This window comes from Rubripirellula obstinata (assembly GCF_001642955.1).
GTDB classification, from domain to species: Bacteria; Planctomycetota; Planctomycetia; order Pirellulales; family Pirellulaceae; genus Rubripirellula; species Rubripirellula obstinata.
In genome coordinates this window covers 30,098-51,498 of sequence record NZ_LWSK01000007.1, presented here as the reverse complement: position 1 = coordinate 51,498, position 21,401 = coordinate 30,098, and the positions used below count along the sequence as shown (strand labels likewise).

The 21,401-nt window shown below is 56.0% G+C and carries 13 protein-coding genes; 9 read left to right on the top strand and 4 right to left on the bottom strand.

The annotated features are described in order from the left end of the window. Nucleotides 1–54: 54 nt before the first annotated feature. The 6 genes from RC85_RS03790 (at nt 55) to RC85_RS03765 (ending at nt 9,415) form a co-directional block, all read left to right on the top strand. Nucleotides 55–5,439, top strand: coding sequence for an Eco57I restriction-modification methylase domain-containing protein (locus RC85_RS03790; protein ID WP_068258811.1), 5,385 nt, complete (start codon nt 55–57; stop codon nt 5,437–5,439). A 20-nt stretch (nt 5,440–5,459) separates the two neighbouring features. Then, complete coding sequence (locus tag RC85_RS03785) at nt 5,460–6,350, top strand: hypothetical protein (RefSeq protein WP_068258809.1); 891 nt, start codon at nt 5,460–5,462, stop codon at nt 6,348–6,350. A 64-nt stretch (nt 6,351–6,414) separates the two neighbouring features. Beyond that, nucleotides 6,415–6,744 (top strand): hypothetical protein, encoded by a 330-nt coding sequence (locus tag RC85_RS03780; RefSeq protein WP_149752572.1) that lies wholly within the window; start codon nt 6,415–6,417, stop codon nt 6,742–6,744. A gap of 74 nt (nt 6,745–6,818) precedes the next feature. Further along, nucleotides 6,819–7,688 carry an Ntn hydrolase family protein gene (locus RC85_RS03775; protein WP_149752573.1) on the top strand — a complete coding sequence of 290 codons (870 nt, stop codon included), beginning with the start codon at nt 6,819–6,821 and terminating at the stop codon, nt 7,686–7,688. Between the two features lie 33 nt (nt 7,689–7,721). Then, nucleotides 7,722–8,180 (top strand): hypothetical protein, encoded by a 459-nt coding sequence (locus RC85_RS03770; RefSeq protein WP_068258803.1) that lies wholly within the window; start codon nt 7,722–7,724, stop codon nt 8,178–8,180. Further along, the gene (locus tag RC85_RS03765) at nt 8,177–9,415 is read left to right on the top strand and encodes a tetratricopeptide repeat protein (protein ID WP_068258801.1); all 1,239 of its coding nucleotides are present in this window, start codon (nt 8,177–8,179) and stop codon (nt 9,413–9,415) included. Before RC85_RS03770 ends, RC85_RS03765 begins: the two co-directional genes overlap by 4 nt. Nucleotides 9,416–9,421: 6 nt before the next feature. Here the strand turns inward: RC85_RS03765 and RC85_RS03760 are convergent, their stop codons facing one another. From RC85_RS03760 to RC85_RS03745, 4 genes are read right to left on the bottom strand one after another with little or no spacing between them, the layout of a single operon-like run. Then, a complete protein-coding gene (locus tag RC85_RS03760) occupies nt 9,422–9,715 on the bottom strand; it encodes a hypothetical protein (protein WP_068258799.1) in 294 nt (97 codons plus the stop codon). Nucleotides 9,716–9,731: 16 nt separating this feature from the next. Beyond that, entirely contained in the window at nt 9,732–10,670 is a 939-nt protein-coding gene (locus RC85_RS03755) for an ImmA/IrrE family metallo-endopeptidase (RefSeq protein ID WP_068258797.1), read from the bottom strand. Nucleotides 10,671–10,679: 9 nt separating this feature from the next. Further along, nucleotides 10,680–10,952 (bottom strand): hypothetical protein, encoded by a 273-nt coding sequence (locus tag RC85_RS03750; protein ID WP_068258795.1) that lies wholly within the window; start codon nt 10,950–10,952, stop codon nt 10,680–10,682. Continuing rightward, nucleotides 10,949–11,551, bottom strand: a complete 603-nt coding sequence (locus RC85_RS03745) for a hypothetical protein (RefSeq protein ID WP_068258793.1) — start codon at nt 11,549–11,551, stop codon at nt 10,949–10,951. The genes RC85_RS03750 and RC85_RS03745 overlap by 4 nt, the downstream gene beginning before the upstream one ends. Before the next feature lie 559 nt (nt 11,552–12,110). On the opposite strand from RC85_RS03745, the gene RC85_RS03740 reads away from it, so the two are divergent. From RC85_RS03740 to RC85_RS03730, 3 genes are read left to right on the top strand one after another with little or no spacing between them, the layout of a single operon-like run. Beyond that, complete coding sequence (locus RC85_RS03740; protein ID WP_068258791.1) at nt 12,111–17,951, top strand: DEAD/DEAH box helicase; 5,841 nt, start codon at nt 12,111–12,113, stop codon at nt 17,949–17,951. Continuing rightward, nucleotides 17,948–20,062 carry a 3'-5' exonuclease gene (locus RC85_RS03735; RefSeq protein WP_068258789.1) on the top strand — a complete coding sequence of 705 codons (2,115 nt, stop codon included), beginning with the start codon at nt 17,948–17,950 and terminating at the stop codon, nt 20,060–20,062. The genes RC85_RS03740 and RC85_RS03735 overlap by 4 nt, the downstream gene beginning before the upstream one ends. Next, a complete protein-coding gene (locus RC85_RS03730) occupies nt 20,056–21,399 on the top strand; it encodes a hypothetical protein (protein WP_068258787.1) in 1,344 nt (447 codons plus the stop codon). Before RC85_RS03735 ends, RC85_RS03730 begins: the two co-directional genes overlap by 7 nt. Nucleotides 21,400–21,401: the final 2 nt, after the last annotated feature.

The following is a 21,401-nucleotide window of genomic DNA, read 5'->3' as shown; positions in this document are numbered from 1 at the left end:
AAACCACCAACTACCCGTGTGCCAATCACCAACTACAAACCACCAACTACCCGTATGCCAACCACCAATCACCAGCCCCCAACCACCACCATCGACTGGTGGAACGCACTTCGTCACGGCGGCATGCTCGTCGATCCGACTCGGCTCACCAAGCTGATCTCCGATCCGCCGCCCCCGCTCAGCTCGTTTGAAACCGATCGACTCCGTCGCCGCATCGTTTCGTTCGAGCAAGATGAAAACGCCGGGCGAGGCAAGTTCGTCAGTTACGTGCTCGATTCCATTTGCGGATTCGCCCGCGCCGGAACTTGGGATCGCGGCACCTCCGTCGATCCCGCCCGTTGGACCCGCCGCACCATCGCCGGCGACGACGTCAAACCCAACCATCTGTGGCGTGGTCCATCCGAAGCCATCCTGCCCGTGTTCATCGACGCCGAAAAACGTGTTGGCGTCGGTCGCGGCAAACGCGCCGTCACCGCGGCGATCCAGTGGCTACGTGGCGGCGACGAAAAACTGGCCGTCGTTACCAACGGTCGCCAGTGGCGTCTCGTCATGGCGGGTCTCGACTACGAAGCGTTCTGTGAATGGGACATCGACCGCTGGCTCGAGAGCGGACAGACATCCGCCGAGCTGTTTGGGCTGCGGGCGCTGTTGAATCCACCAATCTGGACACCGTCATCGAGCGACGAAAGCAGTCCGCTGGTCGAAGCCATCGCCGACAGCCGCAAGGGGCAAGCCGACTTGTCGGCCGTTCTGGGCGAACGCGTGCGGCAAGCCGTCGAAATCCTGATCCAAGCTCATGGGCCAGTGCTTGGTGACTGGGGGTTGGTGGCTAGGGAGGAAGGGGCTAGTGGTTTGGGGTTGGTGAATGGAAAACCCCATTCATCAACCACTAGCCACCAACCACCAGCCCCCAGCAACCAGGAAATCTACCGAGCCGGCGTGCGGTTGGTCATGCGTTTGGTTGTCGGCCTGTTCGCCGAATCGCGGGAAGGCTTGCTGCCCAAAGACAACCCGATCTTTCACGAGTGTTATTCTCTGTCCGGCCTGCGAGACCAACTCGAACGCGTTTCGCCAAGTCGTCGTGCGGGCAGCTATTCCGCCTACCCACGCGTCGTGTCCCTGTTTCGGCTGATCCACGACGGCAGTTCCCACGAAGCCCTCGCCGTACCCAGCTATGGCGGCAGTCTGTTCGCGCCTGGCCAAGCCGACAGCAGCGACGGCGTCAGCCGTGCCCTGCACGTGCTCGAACAAGGTTGTTACGAACACGAAGTCATCAGCGACGCCAAGGTCTACTCCATTCTTGATCTGCTCTCGCGGACCAAGGTCAAAATTCGCCAAGGCCGCGGTGGCACCTGGGTTCCCTCGCCCGTCGATTTCTCATCACTCGACAGCGAATACATCGGCATCCTGTACGAAGGCCTGTTGGACTTTGAACTACGAGTCGCTGGTGATGATGGCCCCGTCATCTTCTTGGCCGTTGGCAACCAACCCGCCTTGCCGCTATCGACCCTCGAAGCGATGGATGACAAGTCGCTCAAGAACCTGCTGGAGAAAATGAAGGACACTTCATCCGGTGACGACGAAGAGGAAGCGAGCGACGAAGATGAGGATGACACCCCTCCCGCGCAGCGGGAGGGGTCGAGCGACAGCGAGGGGGAGGGCGAGCCTGAAGACGACGAGGACGACGAAACCAGCGACGACACCGAAGAGGAATCCGCCGACGACATCCGCCACACCGCCCGCACCGCCGCAGAAGCCTGGGCCAAGCGAGCGATCGAAGTCGGCAAGCTGGTCCGCAAACCACGCGGCGCGATGACGCCCGAAAAGCAACTCGGTCATCAGGCCGCGATCGACCGCAAAGCCAAGCAGATCATTACCAAAGTCGTGTTGCCCGGCGAACGCTACCTCGTCCGTTGGGGCGGCACACGAAAAGGCAGCGGCACGTTCTACACCCGTCCGCAACTGGCCATCCCCACCGTCCACCGAACGTTGCGTCCTTTAGTGGTGGTTGGTGATTTGTGTTTAGTGGCTGGAGAAAATCAATCACTAACCACCATCCCCCAATCACCAACCACCATCCCCCGGCTACCGGAAGAGATTCTTTCGCTGAAGGTGTGCGACCCCGCCTGCGGCAGTGGTTCGTTCCCGCTTGCGGCGCTGCGTTTTCTTACCGATGCCCTCTACCATTCTCTTGTCTATCACAAACGTTTCAAAGACTATGCCGATCACACAGTAATCGAACTCATCCACCCACCAATCGACTCCCAATCACAAGCCACCAATCACCAGCCACTAGCCACCGAGTCTTTGCCGTGTCGTCCCGACGACGCCGAGTTCGAGCCGCGTACCAAAGCCGTACTGCGACGTTACATCGTCGAACGCTGCATCTACGGCGTCGATCTCGACCCGCTGGCCGTCGAGCTTTGTCGATTGAGCCTTTGGATCGAAACGCTCGACCGCCGTTTGCCGTTCACCTTTCTGGATCACAAGATCAAGTGCGGAAACTCGCTGGTCGGAACCTGGTTCGACCAATTCATGCACTACCCCGCGATGGCATGGATGCGTGAAGGCGGCGACAAAAACCATTCCAACGGTGTTCACTTTGAAAAAGACGGCTGGGGCAAAGCCATCAAGGCCGGTGTTGGTGACGTCAAAAATGAATTGAAGGACTACATCGACGGTGCCCAAGAGCTTTACACCGGAGTCGATTTGGTCGACGTGCAAACCGTTCATGATGACGCCGAACGGGCACTGCAAGAAATCCACGCGTTGGGCATTCACCAAGTCGAAGCCAGGGCACAACAGTATCGCGAGTTGCTGGAATCGGACGCCTACCGGGCCGCCAAGTTTTCACTCGACCAATGGTGTGCGACTTGGTTCTGGCCGCCCGAACAAATTGACCAGTGTCCCGGCGTCTTGAATTTCTACGATGGCAAGATGTCCGAACCAGCGCGTCAGATCGTCATCGAGACCGCCGACCGCCTGCGATTCTTTCACTGGCAACTCGAATTTCCCGACGTGTTTGCAAGTGACGGTGGTTTTGACTGTGTGATCGGCAATCCGCCCTGGGACATCGCCAAACCCAACAGCAAAGAATTCTTCTCGGCACTCGATCCGCTGTATCGCAGCTACGGCAAACAGGCTGCCAACAAGGTTCAGGAGAACTTGTTCGAGGCCGACGCCGACGTGGAACGCAACTGGTTGCTCTACAACGCCGACTTCCGAGCGTTGTCGAATTGGCTCAAGGGCAGCGGCTATGCGTTCGGCAATCGCGTCAACACGGCCAACGACGGCAAGCAAACCCACGACATCAATCTGGGCGATCGTGGGCGAGACAGTTTTGCATCGTCTCAGCGTCGGCACGACAAATGGAAAGAGAATCGCGAAGCACTCTCGGGCTACTCGATGCAGCTCGAAGACGATCGCGGGTACCGTCATCAGGGCGGCGGCGACATCAACCTCTATAAAATGTTCCTGGAACAATCGCACGCCTTGCTGCACTCTGGTGGCCGGTTAGGCATGATCGTGCCATCGGGCATCTATTCCGACCACGGCACGCGAAACTTGCGAGAGTTGTTCCTGGATAGATGCCAATGGGAATGGCTGTTCGGGTTTGAAAATCGCGAAGGCATTTTCGACATTCACCGTTCGTTCAAGTTCAACCCGTTGATCATCACCAAGGGTGGCCGCACCGAGTCGATCAAGACGGCGTTCATGCGTCGCGACATCGAGGATTGGGAATCGGGCGAACGATACGCGACCAAGTATCCGCGCGAGCGAGTGATTCAGTTCTCACCACGCAGCAAAGCGATCTTGGAGATCCAGTCACGTCGCGACTTGGAAGTGCTCGAAAAGATCTACTCGGGCAGCGTGCTGCTGGGCGACGACGGCCCCGACGGTTGGGGCATCACGTACTCGCGTGAATTCGACATGACCAACGACAGCAAGTTGTTTCCGCCACGGACTTGGTGGGAAGAACGCGGCTACATCCCAGACGAATACAGCCGCTGGATCAAAGGCAAATGGCAATCCCGCACATCCACCAGCCCCGCCCCACCGAATTGCCCCCGAACCCAAATCCCCGCTGGCATCTTCCTCAGCCGCGACGGAGAACAGTTCATCCACGAAGAAGACATCGACGTGGAAGAGTTCACCCAAGCCAACGGGAAGCCGATTATCTTCAAGATTGAAAACGAGGATGGCGAGACCGAGGAAGTTCAACCAGTTGGCCCTGCGATCGCCATGCCGCTCTATGAAGGGCGGATGATTGGTATTGCAGACTTTAGTGAGAAAGGATGGATTAGCGGAAAGGGGCGAACAGCAGTATGGGAGCCAACCAGCCCGGCGGATAAGACGATTTCGCCGCAGTATTTGATGGGGAAAACTGTTCAATCGTTGTCGGGCAAAGCACCGGACGGACCAAAAATCTCTTACATGCGGATTTCATCAACAACAAACTCTCGCACAATGATTGCAACGTATTTGCGTGACACACCCGCGTGCGACAGCGTGTTCTTTTATGTTCCGAAAAAAATGAGTTCTGAAACGGCACTTTGCGTTAGCTCGATCATAGGGACATTTGCATATGATTTCATCGTGCGGAAAAAAGTTGGGGGACTGAATCTTAGCGACTTTGTAATTAGCGAAACGCCGCTTCCAAAGCCAAGCAAGAACGAAAAGTTACGACTTTGTCTATTGAGTGTTGCGGCTCAACTTCTGATTCCAAATCGAGTGTTCGCATCTGACCTGGTTCGGATCGTCCCAAAATTGGAGACGCCCAGACTCGCCGCGACACCGCACGAAAGAATGCGGCTCAGGTGCATTCTAGAAGCGATCGCTGGTGCAGCATTTCAACTAACCAGCGATGATTTTCGATGGATCTTCAAAGACTGTGACTTTGCAGTAGGACAAATGCCATCGAATCGCGACCCGAAGGGATTTTGGCGGATCGCCAAGGACAATCGACCGGAAATCCGTTCAACGGTCTTGTCTCAAATTGCATTTAACGATCTAAAAAATCTAATCGAAACGTCTGGGAGTGAATCCGCCGGCGTCGCGGACTTCCTAACCCAGAACGACGGGGAGGGTTGGCAGCTTCCTGAGACGTTGCGATTATCGGATTATGGGTTGGGTCATGACCAGCGGGCGAAGCAGGCTCAACCGGTGCGGGAGTGTTTCGGGCCTCGCTTTTACGATTGGCAGCTCGCCCAAACCCCCGAAGAATCCTGGGCCGAATGCCACCTCCACGCCCGAAACCTCCTCGGAGAGCCAGCGTACCGCCGGCTGGTAGATGGTGACTCAGGGTCGATGGTTGGTGAAGAATCCGCCGACTACCAAACACATACCACTAGCAACCAACCACCGGCCACCAACAACCAACCACCAGAAGAGCCGTTCAGGCTCACCGGTGAACCCAAGCCGTCGAAACGGCGTCGGTAGGTAGGCTCGAGGACCAAACAATGACTGGCAAGATCCTGATCAACGAGTGTCCCGAGCAAATGCTGACGGCATGCCCGAAGTCTTTGATGGCCAGCTACCGTGTTGCCATCGGCCTAACCAATCGAGCTGAGGCTTCCAGCGATGCGGGGACAGCCGTGTACCAATTGACTCAGTGTCAAAAGATTGACGCGGGCGGCATTTTGTTGCTGATGTACGCCGGGCGTTGCTTATCGCGAATGGGGTGGCAAGCCTGCGTGAACGGAACGGGGGAAGCAATGGACCTTGTCGTTCGTCATTTGGAACACTTCCTGCGTGAACGTGATGCCAGGGCGACCTGTGAACGTGCCGAAGGCGACTATCTACTGCGTGAAATCGACAGCAAGGACGAAATGGTGACGGATATTGCGGAGTGGGCCAAATCAGTTGGTCAAGAAACGACGGCCTCGCGTGAAGAAATCGCGAAATGGAAGCTGCAAATTGGCGAAGTCACCACCAACGGCTTTCAACATGGGATCGGTGGGCTCGACGATGCCGGGCATCTGCTGCTAGCCGGTCAGTCGAACCGCAAGCAGAAATCCGTGCAATTGGCGGCTATCGACTTCGGGCGGTCGATACCCGCGACGATCGGTCCGCTGGCCGATCGCCTGCAAATCGCCCAGCACGACGGCAAACGAATAGGCTTTGCTTGCAAACGTAAGGTCACCTCGAAACGCCACCTGTCCAACCAGGGTGCGGGCCTTTTCAAGCAGGTGGAGACGGTGAAGGCAAACGGTGGTCGCCTGCTGATTCTCAGCGGAAACGGCCTTTTTCACGTGTCCAACGGCCGTTGTTACAGCCGGAAATTGGACGGTGGACCGACGACAAACCCTTTTCTGCAAGGTACACTATCGGTAATGAACCTACGGATTTGACGAGGACGCTCTTGCCGTGTCGGCACGACATTTGATACGACGACCATGGAGAATGGATTTTGTGATGCTTCTTGAATCGGCTAGAAACATGAACGTGATCAATGGAAATCGCTTAATCGGAATGGGCTATCCGGTTGACGAAGGTGCGCAGTTGGCTACCCGATTGCTGCAGCAAGAAGACGTCGACTGGCAATCGCTGACCCTCGACATGACGGACGTCGATGCAGCGATGTTGATCTCGTCGTTCGTCAATTCTTTCTTGCAGACCATTCACGAGCAGGCACCCCTGCGACTCGACCAAGCCCGCAAGGTTCAGTGGAAAACTGAATTTGGTTTTCAGCAGGAGAGTATCGAAGAATGGGTAAACGATTTTCAGCCTGAAGCGGTCCACTGATCGACCGCTGAATCCATTTGTGTGACAATCGCCCACTGTAATGATTGCAGTGGGTTTTTTCGTGGGATTTTCCAATGACCGTTCACATCGCCATCGCATCCCGAGAGAGTGCGGTTCTGTTTTCCGATAGTCAAGGATCGACGACAGACGCCGAAAGTCATGGCTTCCACAAGCAGTTTGTCGGAGCAAATTTTCTGGTGGGGATGGCGGGTGCCGGCGATATCATCATGCGGCAGTTCGCACATTTGGAAAAGTCGCTTGGATATACGACAGAGCACAATGTCAAAGATGTGCGTGCCGCGATTGAACAATTCTTTTCAGATGAGGTGCAACCGTTTGTATACGGACACTGCGTCACTTTGCTGATTGGATGTGATAGTCACGGTAATACGTCGGTGTCCGAATTCGAGCCGGGGAAATTCAAGCACTTTGGGCCTGAGCAAGGCTTTGGAACCATTGGTTCAGGATCCCAGTTTGTCTACCGTGCTGCAGGTAGGAATCAGACTCTTGGAATTGTGTTTCCAGGTGATCAACTTGAAGACCTGCTCTTTGAAGCCTTGCACTATGCCGACGCTGCCAACGAGAGCTTGACAGTGGATGACTCTTTGGCGATTGCGATGATTCATAAATCTAGAAGCTATTTGACCGGGGACCGCAGTCTTCGGATCAGTCACGCGCCCAGCGATATCCGTGCTCATTGGAATGTGGTCTCGCCTTGGTGGGATCAGCTTCGATCGACCATTCGGGCAATCAATGGACAACTGACCGGCGGACAACGAACTTTTTGCAAGTTACAACGAGCGGAGTTGACGCCAACCGACCTAAAAGCGATTGAAACGCTGAACCATGGAATTCAAACCTCGCGAAATAAACTCACGCAATCACTCGCTGACTTCATCGCCGACTACGACCGCATTCGTTGTGGCTCGACGACGATTCCATGATTGCATCAATGGACCAGAGAGCCACTAAAAGCCATGCCGAAAGCCTACCGAATCATGAAAGCCGAGGGCGATCCGCCGAAGCCAGTAGTCGGGGAGTCGGCGACGAAGCTGGGGATACGCGAGCGGGACTTGAAAGCCGACGAAAACGGCGATGCCGTTCCCGGCGTCGGTGGGTTGTCGGTTTTTTCCTCGATCGCAGGGATTGGCCGCCGGATTCCTGATCGCTTTCCGCCGGACATGGTGCCCAAGCGTTTACATGGTTCCGAAAGAGTGATCGGTGCAACTGGCCCGAACTCGCTGCGAGTGTTTAGACTGGGGGAGGGGGACTACGAGCAAGGCGGAATTGCGCCGGGCTTGTGTTTGGTTCCTGATGGCGAGGTGAGTCCAGACCACGGGACGATTCAGCCAGACCAAACGATGCCCATGGACGAGTACAGACAGGCAATTGCTGATACGAAAGAACTTTGGGAAGACGGAGAGAATGACGCATGATTGTTAAACTGATCCACCGCCCCGAGTCCGCGTTTCGTTTCTATTTGGACGATACGCTTGATCGTTTCGAGCATCGCATAAAGCATGGGGACTTTCCAGAAGACGATGAACGTGAAGAGGAGCGTCTAGAACTGTACGAAATGCTCAGCGATCAGCAGCGTCTGGATGTCTGGGGATTGTCGGCAGATTTGTATTCATTGCTGGACGAAGAGCGGCCACCAAATTGCGATACCAAGCCATCGCCAGATGAAGTCGCAACCCGTCTGCAAGTGGCATACGATACGGCGAATTGGCGAGAACTTGTTTGCGTGCTGCGATACCAAGATGGCATGATGGAAAGGTCCGTCGTGGATTACATGCGTTATCGGGCTTGGGCCGAACTCGGCTATCCCGAAGTTGCGTTCGTATTCCTGAAAAACGCGATCCGCCTCGATCCAGCGGATTCCGGATACAAGCATCTAGCGTTGGAACTACTCAAGAAGATGAAAGATTGGGACTCGCTCGCAAGCCTTGCTGAGAAATACGTTTCTGATTGCCCCGAGGACGCGGGCGTGCTGTTGGCTGCTGGTGAAGCTTGCCACGATCTAGCAATCAACACCGGGAATAAGACCCATGATGAGAGAGCTGTCGAGTACTTGAAACGTGGCCTTGAGCAAGCTGAGACCCTTGAGGCTCGCCAGTCGCAAAGCGCTTCCGCCGTTGTGACTCTCGCTTTTGCACTCCTCAATCTGGGTCAAACCGATGAGGCAACATCCGCGCTCGATCAGTGGCTTCAAGAAGACTCCCGAAATCCCGAGCTTCACGCTGCGAGAGGTATCGTTCATTTAACGAACGACTACTCGCTCGCGATCGAGGATTTTAAGCAGGCTGTAACGTTACGCACAAAGAGCGTGATTGCCTATTTGGAGTATGCAAACTGGTTGCTGCACGAGGGGATGCATGACCAAGCAATCGTGGTAGCTTCGGATGGTTTGCAATTCGCGGCGCGAGCAAGCGATCGGTCCAAAGTGCGGCATCTGATGGCACTTGGTTACGCGATGTCGGATCGGCCACACCAAGCGATCTATTTGATGCGGGAAGCAAAACAGCTCAATCCGACCGACCGGGAACTCGCGTTGAATATGCGATTGATGCAGCCTGACAATACCGACCGCAACGGTGTATCAGCGGTTTACACACTGCCGCCCCGTCAAACACGCAACGTTAATGAATTGCTTCGCCAAGTTGCGGCGTAGCGTTGATCAGAGATCACGCAGGATTTTGTCGTCATAGCGTCCGCGGTTGCGAATCACGCTTTCGGATCGGTCTCGGAATTCGTTTCGATGGGGCAGCTTGCTTTCGGCGGCGGCCGTCACCGTCAGGATACCGACCAGTAGTGAGATCGACATGCTTTCGACATCGGCGTTCTTCAGGAATTGATCGACCCACTCAAAGCGTCCTTCCAAAAACGCATCGTCAATCCGATCGAAAGCCAAGTCGAGCGCCTCATTGATCGTTTCTTCCTGATCGAGTTCGGTGAGTTCTTTGGCGAACATGTCTTTCTCCGGGTTGCTAAAGCAATTGGCCGATTCGGATCTTAATGTAGTCGCGTCCTTCGTCGGTATTGATGCAGGTTGACTGTAGCCGAGCCTCGTTCTTTTCCCAGAAAAGCCGGACGGCCTCGTCGTGCGAGAGGCCGACACACTTAGCTTTGAAAGCACCGAGGATTCCCGAGAGCTGATTGCGAAATGCGTCGTCATCGCGTAACTGCATTCGTTCAAACGCCGCTCGTCGTTCTTCGATCGAAAGTTGGTTTCCCTGTTCGGACGGCAGCAGTTGAACGAACAAAGTGGAAGTGCCGAAAAACGGATTTTCGAGTACGGATGCGACGACGGTTTGGCTCTCGTTGTGGTCCGCTCGAAACGCATCGGGGCTGATGGCTTGTGCTTCTTGACGCAAATCAAAAGCGGTCTGCTCGGACATACGCAGGGTACGCGACCATTGCCAACGGATTTCGTCCCCGGAAAACGCAACGACCGATGCGTTGAGCAGTCCCAGTTGTTCGGTGAGATTACACACTCGCACCGCGGCGGCAAGTTCCGACACCTTGGCACGCTTGGCGAGTCGTTTTAGCGCTGCCGCGACAACCGGAAGTCGGCCTGCGTCCTTGCGAACTTCCGTTAGCGGCATCAGCAAACAGGATGCAACCTCGTTGACCCGTCTCTCTTCGTCGCTGTCCGATGAAAGCATGTCCTCGAACGATTCGCCGAACATTGACGGAATCCCCAGGATCAAATGCCCGAGTTCATGAGCAAGCGTGAATCGCCGTTGGTGCCGAGTCAGTTCGCCGTTAAGCCGGATGATTGTTCGATCGTCATATTGAAGGCACCATCCGTCGCATCCAGGCGTATTGGATGCGCGGACTTCGATGCCAAAGTCCTTGACGAGCTGTTCGGGAGCCGCTGGAAAATGGGTTGCAGCGTACGACTCGACGTCATCGAAAGAAATCACCGACTTGAATCAGCTTTTGATGCCAAGCAGATCATTCATGTCGGCTAGCAGAACTCGTTTGGCATCATCGCTGAACTGGCTCAGGTCCTGATTCTTGAACCTGACTCGCAGCTTCTTGTGCAGTGCGAGTAGCCGAACGATGTGTCGATCGAGTTGCGAGTCTGCCTTGACCGACGCCAAGTCGTCGACGTCATCACGCCGATAAGAATCCGCCTGCCCTCGGCCACCTGAAACGGGTGCGAAGTCGTCGTTGATCTGCTGAGTGTTTGATTTGCTTTTCATATCGGATAGCCCTCTTCAGCGAGCCAGGCACACGCCCCGGAGGCGGAAATTTCAAAATCCAAAATTCCATCCTCATCTTCAAAGATAACCTCAAATCCCCTTGCGAGGTAGAAGTCATGCGTTTTTTGGTCCGGAACAGACGTCAGCCAAACTCGCCCGCCAAGGCCCAGGAGATAGCTGTGCCGCACGACAGCTAGCAGCAAACAATACCCGACACCCTTGAAACGAGGGGGTTCGCAAAGCCACGGACGATTTCGAGGAGCTGTAGCGATCCGGTCGAGATTGATGGTACCTTCTCCCTCCTCCAATCTGCTCTTGGAATCGACGAAATACGTCGCGGCACCCTGAACTTCCTGGTCTGGCGTTTGAACAGCGATTGCCTGGTAGGCGAGATTCGTTCGTTGTTCACCAAGCACTTTCACCCATTGCCAATGATGGTCTTGTTCTTCGGAACGAGCGGTTCGGCCTGATTCGATCTTCCACCATCGGCCATCAATCTGAGTTTTCGCCAAGGTGCGATCGAGTTCGACGATCTTTGCGGCCTCCGGCCTTCCCGTGTCACCGCGGGTCAGACTGACCGAGAAGGGTAATTCAAACATTGATCGAGGAAGACATCCTTGAGAAACAAGCACCGACGACAACATGTCGCCGGTGGGGGTCCACTATCCAGAGAACTTAGCAAGTTGCGTCGTGGTGGAAACCATATCGTTATCTAACGACCGTCGGAACAATTCGTGGCGGGAAAATTGGTAGCGAAAGTCGCCAAGACTTTCGGTTTGTCGAGTTGCCGAAACTCTTGGCGAGTTTCGCTACGCCACTTATTGTGGCGATGGTCCTAACCGTCCCCCTCGCTGTCGCTCGACCCCTCCCGCTGCGCGGGCAGAGGTTTTTGTTTACCTCCCCCGGCGAAGCTGGGGGAGGTCGAACAGGCGATAGCCTTGTTCGGGAGGGGGCCGACATGCTGGTTCGTCAACCGTACAAAATAAGCATCCGGCCCCCTCCCTCGCAAACTCCTGAACGTCGTCGCTCGACCTCCCCCAAACTTCGTTTGGTGGAGGTTGATCAGTTTTGAGGGGGAAGGTCAACCGAGGGCTGAACCTTTATGATGGTCGCTCGTCCACCCACCCGCCGATAGCGACCATTCACGATGGGGCACCGATGCCGCTGAATCCGATTGTTTATACCGAAAAGATTGTTCGGAGCTTCCTTCGTTATCAATTGACCAGCTACGCGCTGGCTGATCCTCGTTTGTACGACCAAATGCGGGATCAGTTGCGGCTCGATACCGTCCGAACATCACCGCTGCTGCGCGGTCCCTACGTCAGTTTGTCTCGTGGGTTTCGCCAAGGCGCATCGGTTGATCAGTTGATTGACGACGGGGTTTTTCATCCGCACATGAAACGGATCGTGCCGAGCGGTTTCACGGCAGCATACGGGCACCAGGAACGGGCCTTCCGATCGGTGGTGGATGGCAGCCCGACACTGGTCAGCACGGGAACGGGATCGGGAAAGACAGAATGCTTTTTGTTTCCGATCATCAGTCGCTGTTTGGAACTGCGTGACCAGAACGCACCGGCGGGCGTGACAGCGGTGATCGTCTATCCGATGAACGCGCTGGCCGAAGATCAATTGGACCGGATGCGTGGGCTGTTGGCCGGCAGTGGCATCACATTTGGAATGTACGTCGGCAAGACGCCCGAAAACGAGCGGGAGGTTCACGGCCATCGAATGGAGGTGGGTGAGAGCCGCGGCGATTATGAGTTCCGCATCCGCGAAACTCGCGAGGCGGGACTGAGCGATTCGGTTCACCCGGTCGAGGAGGTTTGCTCGCGAGAGATGATGCGGACCAGCGGCAGCCAACCACGCATCCTGCTGACGAATATCAAACAGTTGGAACTGCTGCTGACTCGACAGCGTGACGTCGAACTGTTTGACAACGCGATGCTTGACTTTCTGGTCTTTGACGAGGCTCACACGTTCACCGGGATTCAGGGGGCCGAGACCGCTTGCCTGATCCGACGACTGCGAGCGTTCTGTGGCAAGGACGCTTCGCACACGACTTGCATTGCAACTTCCGCCACGATCGTGGACGAAACGGAACCGGACGCGGCCCGAAAATTTGCTTCGCGTTTCTTTGGCGTCGATGCGGCATCGGTCGTGACGGTCAACGAAGAATACCAAAACGACGAATGGGCCAGCACAAGCTATCGTCCCGAGCGACCTCGCGAACTTTCCAAACTGCTGGCCGACACACTGACCGCGGTCGAGTCGCTCAATCCGGAAGAGCAAGTCACGTCGGTTTACCGGCGGCTGACGAAGCGTGAGATCAGTGGTGAAGATTGGCAGGAAGCGTTGTTCGATGATCTTCGCCAAAACGAAATTGCCAAGCAGATCCGCACTTCGTTGATGGGGCCTCGCGAGCTGTCAACCTTGCTGAGTGAATTGAAGACCACGGTCGGTCGCAAAGTCGGTGAAGAAGAATTGTTGTGCTACCTGACGCTGGGGGCGGCATCGCTGAAGGACGGCCGGCCCTTGATGCGACCGGTCGTGCACGGTTTCTTGCGTGGTATCACGGGTGGCGTGGTCTCGTTTGAAACGGGAAGCGAACCGAAGCTTTCGCTTAGCAGCGCCGAGGAACTGGAACGCGGAGAGAGCGCCGAGAAGTGGTGGCGTCCGCGACTGTTTTCCTGCAATACCTGTGGTCAACATTACCTGACCACTCACTTGAAGGATTTCCAGTACACCGGCAACACGCCGGGTGGCGGAGAGATGGGCGAAGACGAGGACCACTTTTGGGCTCCGCAAGAAGAGAAGCACGGAGGCGTTCGTGTGGTTTTGCTGGACACGATCGTCAATCAAGATGGTCAAGGCCTCGACAATCATGCGCGAGCCACGGCGTTGTACTTTTGCCGCGGTTGTGGTGCGGGGCATCCGAATGCGAAGTCGCGTTGCCAAGCCTGTGGGACGATGTCGGAGATGGTTCGGCTGTATGCTGTTAAAAGCAATGATTCGCATCCCGGCAATCTGACAAGCTGTTTTTCTTGCCGGGCTTTGGGCAGCGCCAATGGGCGACGTTATCGTGAACCGATTCGCGAAGTCCGGGCGACCTCAGTTGCCGACGTGCATGTTCTTGCGCAGGACATGGTGCATCACGCAGAGCGGAAACGCTTGCTGTTGTTTGCGGATAATCGACAAGACGCGGCTTTCCAAGCCGGCTGGATGAAGGACCATGCCCGGCGTTTTCGTTTGCGGGGTTTGATGGCCGAAGCGATCGCGGGCAACGCGGTGTCGATCGGCGATGTTGCGCTGAAGATGAGCGACGGGCTTGATCGGGATGATTCTTATTCGCGAGCGTTGATCCCCGAAGTTTGGCGGGTAGCACCGAAAGAGGGCAGCGGCGGATCGCATGCGGACGAGCGAGCTTACTTCCTGCGGATTCAGATGCTGCGTGAGATCACGATGGCATCGAATCAACGCAAGGGCTTGGAGCCGTGGGGGCGAATCACGGTGTCGTATGAGGGGCTGAGCACTTCGGACGCTTTTATTCAGTCTTGGGCGAACCGATTGGCGATGCCGGCGGACGAGCTGAAGATCGGAGTTGAAACGCTGTTGGATATGCTGCGTCGGCGACGTTTGTTGCGAGATTCACATAACGAAATCTTCTCGCGTTATTGGCATGACGGCGATCTGGAAATCCAACGCGGTTATTTGCCGATCCTGCCCGGTCCGAAGGGAATGAAGCTCGAGCTCAGCGGTGCTGACGAGCGAGAACGGGTGACGGCTTGGATGTCACAGCGAAACAACTTGATCCGGTCCATTGTCCGTAAGTGGGGTGTGCCGCCAGACGATGTAGGCGACTTCATCGAAGAATTGTGGGCTTTCTGCACGGATCCGACGAAGGCGTTGCTCGTGCCGGTGACGTTGCGCAGTAACAAAGGGAGGGCTTTGCCGCGATGCAGTGGGGTCTATCAAATTGATTCAGACAAAATTCGCATCACCGAGAACCACGGCTATTACTGCTGCAATCGTTGTCGCCGCCGGGTGACCCGACGGACGCCGGGCAGTCTGTGTTTGGCCTGGCAATGCGATGGCACTTTGGAATTTGTGGGCGAAGATCCTGACAACTACGACTTGCAGGTGCTTGACCAGCGCTACGCGATGCTACGCCCGGAAGAGCATACGGCGATGGTTCCCCAGGCGCATCGTGAGAAGATTGAAAACTGGTTCAAAGGCAGCGGCGATCGAGTCAACACATTGGTTTGCACGCCCACTTTGGAACTTGGTGTCGACATCGGGGCTTTGGACTCGGTTTTGCTTCGCAATGTTCCGCCGTTACCGGCCAACTATTGGCAGCGTGCCGGGCGTGCTGGACGTCGTCACCGGATGGCGGTGAACATCACTTATTGCCGGCCGGCATCGCACGACCGGTCGTACTTCAACGATCCGATGCGAATGCTTGGCGGAAGGGTCGACCCGCCGGCGTTCAACTTGCGAAATAATGTCTTGGTTGCCAAACACGTCGCGGCCACGGTGATCACGCGACTGAATCAATTAGCCCGTCCAGCGTCTGGTTTGCCCGAGTCGGCTCGAGAATTGATTCACGATACGTTGAAGGAAACGCTGCCGTCGCGCATCACGCATTACCTGTTCACGGCATCGGGACAACTGCGCAGCCAACCGTTCAACGTTCAGCCGCTGCAGGATTTAATCGCATCACATCGGGATGATTTGTTGCAGTACGTTGGTCGAGCGTTTCGGGATGGTTGGCCGGACGAGGACGCCGACGTAACGACGGCTGACGAGATCGCTAGGCACATCGACGAAGTGGCGAACAATCTGGATGGCGTAATCGGTCGGCTGCGCAAACGGCTGCAATGGGCGATTCGTGAAATTCGCCGTTTGAATCGGGTGCGTGACGACGAGGGCACGCTCAGCTATGACGACGAAGCGCACTTCAAACGTTGCGATCGACTCGTCAAACAGCTCAAAGGCATGGGGCGTCGTCGTCGTGGCGATGCCGATGGCGTTGACGACACGGTCACTTTCAGCGTTCTGTCGCAGGAAGGTTTTTTGCCGGGCTATGGATTAGATGGCGGCGCGATCGTTGGGATGGCGGAAGTGCCGCGTTGGCAAATGGGGGCGATGGATTTCAATTTGCCGCGGGCCGCGTCGATGGCACTCCGCGAGTACGTGCCAGGGAATTTGATCTACGCGAACGGACATCGCTTTGTTGCGCGTCGATTCCACCGCGAAGCTGACATGGACGAAGTCGATACACCCGTGTTTGCGGTGAACGTCGATCGCGAAGCCATTATCGAAAGTGACCGCAGCAGCGCCGCGGGCAGCCTGAGCGATATCGAGTTAATGGCCATTCCTGTTTGCGACGTGGACTTGGTTCACATGTCCCAGATTTCGGACGAGGAAGAGAACCGATTTCAATTATCCGTAGCGACGTACGGGCGCGAACAGGGACGGCACAACGGCGGCCAAGCGTTTGCTTGGGGCGGCAGCCCAATGCATTTCCGGCGGGGCGTTCACTACCGCATGGTGAATGTGGGTGCGTCTTCGCTGGTGGATCGAACGCCGCCGGAAATGGGATACCCGGTTTGCCAAATCTGCGGGCAGAGCGTGTCTCCGCTCTCCTCGGTTCGCCAGATCCAAAACTTCCGCGACAAGCACACCGAGTGGTGCGGGCAGGAGCCGGTCAATGTTGGCTTCTATGCCGACGTGGTCGCGGACTCGATCACGATGGTGGGCGTTAAGGATCAATCAACCGCTTACACAATCCTTGAATCCATTCGTCAAGCGGCGGCGTCCGTGTTGGACATGCATTTGGATGACTTGCAGGTGCTTGTTGTTGGCCATGTTGATCGTGATGAGGTCGATGGCAGCCTGTGGGATCCGATGCCGGGCGGTTCAGGCTTGCTGGCTCAATTGCTTGAAAACTTTCCACGCATCGTCTCGACGGCGGCGGAGATGTTGGCGGGCTGCCCATCGGATTGTGGAAGTTCCTGCAATCACTGTCTGCAAACGTTTCGTAATGCGTACTACCACCGCTATCTCGATCGTCACGCAGGGTTGGAGTTCTTCGAGCGAGCGGGTAACCAACTTGTCGAAGAGCACCCCATTCCATCCCTACAACCGTCGCCGGACAACAACCCCGTCGCGCCGGCGGGCGAAGTCAACGATGCCGAGGCCAAATTGAAGCATTTGTTGTCAGCGGCAGGCTTTGCAACCGGCTCGTTTCAACAACAGATTCGATTTCGGCATGAGTTTCGGCCAAGTCCGAATTTGAGCAGCACGACTCCCGATGTCTTTTTTGATCCGGATCCCGATGACCCTGACGAAATGGGGATTTGCATCTATCTCGATGGCATGAGCAACCACATCCACGGCAACGCGGCGACTGCGGCCAAGGATAACGAGATCCGATCGTGGTTACGAAGCAAGGGATACAACGTGTTGGAAATCACACGGGTTGATTTGGATGATAGCGGTGCGATGCGCCGTCACCTGAAAAAGCTTGGCCGATTGCTGGTGGGGAAAGAGTTTGCAAGATCGCTGGATGAGAACGCAGAATTGACTGCGGCTTTGGGTTCGGTTTCTGAGGTAGTGGATCTTGCTAAAGATCCTCAGACCAATGGATCTTTATCAAAATCCACGACCGATTCGATCGCGAAACACACAACCAAGCTCTCCGCTGACTACGAAGAGGTTCTCGATCTAGTTAGCGGCGACGTCCGCAAGTTGGTGCTTCAACTCGCCGAAGAAAAAATCCCGGTCCCCGAACCGGGGCACCCATTGGACGATGAAGACGGCGTCACGATTGCCGAGTGCGAGTTGGCGTGGCTCGACAAATCGGTTGCCTATTTCCGCAAGGGTGATGAAGGTTCAGCGGAGCAGTTCAAGTCACGTAGCTGGACGATTGTTGTCAGTAAAGATGTTGCCGCTGATGCGAAGGCAATTCAATCTGCACTGAAGGAGGCAGGCACGGCATGAGTGTTCCGCGATTGGCCATCAGCAACGAATTCATGGATGCTCTGGCGCGACTGCCGAAGTCGCAACGAAAGAAGGTTCAAGAGTTTGCCAAAAAGTTTAGAGCGGATCCAAAATCGGCGGCGATCAACTACGAGAAGATCCACAACATGGCGGACGATCGCGTTCGCACCGTTCGGATTGATCAAAAGTACCGGGCCGTCGTGCTGCACCCTGATTCGGGCAACACTTACGTTCTGGTTTGGGTCGACAACCACGACGAAGCGATGGATTGGGCCAGGAACCGCACGTTCGAGGTCCATCCGGAGACTCAATCACTGCAAATTTTGAATGTCGAACAAGTCCAGCAGGCGGTCGCCCAAGCGGCGACGGCGTCTGCCAATGAAAACGCACTGTTTTCTCATGATGACGCGACTTTCCTCTCGTTCGGAATTCCCCCCGTCTTGCTGCCGGCGGTTCGGCAACTGCAATCAAAGGAACAGCTCACGCAGCTACAGAACGTGTTGCCGGCCGAGGCGTTTGAATCGCTCGTGTGGCTTGCCGAGGGCGAGTCGATCGAGAGCGTCAAAGAGTATGTCGGCTTGTTGCTCGAAGAGAAGGAACAGAAATCGTCACTCGACGAGATTGCTGAAGAAGATCGAGCACTGGCGAGCAATCAGTCGTCTAGACGTTTTCGCAGAGTCGATAGTGACGATGAATTGGATCGTGTTCTTTCTGCACCGCTGGAACAATGGCGAGTGTTCCTGCATCCTCACCAACGTCAGATGACTCAGCAGTCGTTCGCCGGGCCGACGTTAGTTCTGGGTGGTGCGGGAACCGGAAAAACTATCGTTGCGATGCACCGGGCACGACAGCTCGCCTTGAAACTCTCGCCCGACGAGCGAGTTCTTTTCACGACTTTTACAAAAAACCTCGCAGAAAATGTGCGGTCGGTACTACGGACGTTTTGTGGCGATGAGTACGAACGCATCGAAGTTCAACACATCCACGAGCACGCGATGTCATGGCTGCGAACTTCCGGTCCGGTTCAAGTCGCATCCGACGACGACATTTCGCTCGCATGGGATCAAGTTGCGATCGACAATCCCACCAAACTAGAAACGGATGTTCTGCGTGATGAGTGGTTCTACACGCACGCCATCCGAGGCGTCACCACCAGAGACGAATACCTGCAAATGTCGCGTGTCGGGCGGACGCCATCGTTGTCACGACGTGAGAAAGCCGGCGTCTGGAAAGCGTTTGAGAATTTTGACGAGGCGCTTCGCTTGAGCGGAAAGCTGAGTTGGGTCGGTGTCACTACGACCGCAAGCAATCTGTCCGCTACCGCCGCGTCGCCAACCTATCGACACGTCATTGTCGACGAGGGCCAGGACTTCACCGCAAGCGATTGGCGATTCATCCGGTCATTGGTGCGACCGGCTGCCGACGATCTGTTCATCGTTGCCGATCCTCGGCAGAGAATTTATCACGAACCCACGCAACTTGCCGACGGTGACATTCATATTTCGGAACGAATTCATCGCTTGCAGATCAACTATCGGACGACCGAACAGATTCGCAGTTGGGCGACCGGACGAAGCAGTGCGTTGACCACTGCGGACCTATGTGATTCTTCGTGGTCCGAAATTTCGACTCATTCTCTATTCAGCGGTCCAGAACCTGTTCTGCTCGAACACGATGACCAGCAATCCGAATCTAACGCGATTGCCGAGCTCGTGCTTTCGCTCAAGGACGAATTTCCGCCGGAAGAAATTGCAATCGTTGTCCGAGCAGGTTGGCTGTTGAAAAAACTCAAATCAGGATTGAAGAAAGAGGGTGTAGAGTTCACCGTGCTTGATGGCGACACCTCCGTCGGAAGCGGAGTGCAATTGGCGACGATGCATCGAGTCAAAGGGCTTGAGTTCCGATGCGTCATCATCGCGGGACTGGCCGATGCGGTCTTTCCGACGAAGTTTCGAGGGCGAGACGAGGACCAGCGAGCACGCGATCGCCACATCGCTGCTGAACAGAACCTGCTTTATGTTGCCGCGACACGCGCAAGGGACCAACTGTATGTGAGCACGGTCGGTGGCTTCGCGAACTCTCAGTTCTTAACCGGTGGTGAATCATGTTGATGCCGATGTTGAGCGAAGCTGATCCGGCGGAATCGGCGGAAGGGTCGATTGATCCGCTGGGGATCTACCCGATTGCGGATTCGCTAGCGTCACGGATGGTGCCGGGAGTGCGGGAACGGCAGCAACATCCGAGGTTCTTGACGGTGATTGCGGCGTCGCTTTGGCTGTGCAGCACGTTTGATGAAGAGCACGTTGCCGAGGACGGAGTGAGTGAGCCGTGGCAGGTGTTCGAGTGGTACGTGGTTGAAGGCTTGGCTCGGGAGACCAAGGACAAGTCTTTACTGCGCGGTTTGCCGGGGCGCGATAAAGCGGACAAGTTGCGCGCCGAGGGTATTCCTATGTCAGCGCGTGGCTACTTGAAGGGGCCGCGGACGTTTGGATTCCATGGGATCTATCGTGCGTTGGCACGCGAGATCGGTGTCGAGCAAGCGGGGCGGCTCGGTGATGCCGGGTTCTCGATTTTGTCGGCATGGGAATCGGATCAAGAACTGGAGGGCTTTTTGGGCAGCGGCGGTGGGCCGGGCCGCAATCATCGCGAACGATTGCGTGAAGGAATCCGGGACGGTCTGGTGGCGGGTGCGACGGCGCGGAAGTCCTGGGGTAAGTTCTTTGTTGACCACTTTGGGATCTACGCTGCGGGACCGCAGGAGTCCGAGGCAATTCGTGCCGCGATCGCGTCCTCCGATACTGGCAAGATGGTTGATGGTTACCGGGGTGAGATCTTCGATGCGTTGACGTCGGGTGCGGGGCAAGAGGTTTGGGCAAGGGAGCGTGAGTCGGACTGGCCTTCGGAGCGGCGATTCCACCAATGGTTGATGCCGCGTGCGAGCGAGCCGCTTCGTGATCTGCTTCATGCGATCTCCTGCTACGAGCAGTTCGCTCGCTATCTGCAAAGTGCTTTCGATGCTTGCTTGAAATACATGGTGGAGCAGCAAGTGCGGGTGAAGGCGGGCGAATTTACCGAATTAGACGCGGTGAAGGAGGCAGCGACGAAAACTGCTGGGGTTTATCCAAGCGTTGTCGAGGCCCTTGCTCCATTGGGCTTGGTCGATCGGTTCACTCGCTCGTTCGATCCGTTCGCTGATTCGGCCACTCCCGCGTTGTGGGCCGACCAGTTGTTGGCGTTTCACACAAAGGTCCAACGTGACAAACCGCCCGCCGGTAAAGCGCCATGGTTCGATCGCTTCGATGATGGTTCCTACCTGATCCGGCCAGGTTACATCCGCGATTACAATCCGCGACCAGCATCCGAGTACGTGCATGCTTATCGAACGCATTCGTTGTGGTCGTTTGCGAGCGACCTGAATTTGATTTCCGGCGAGGTGGGAGTTGGCTAAGC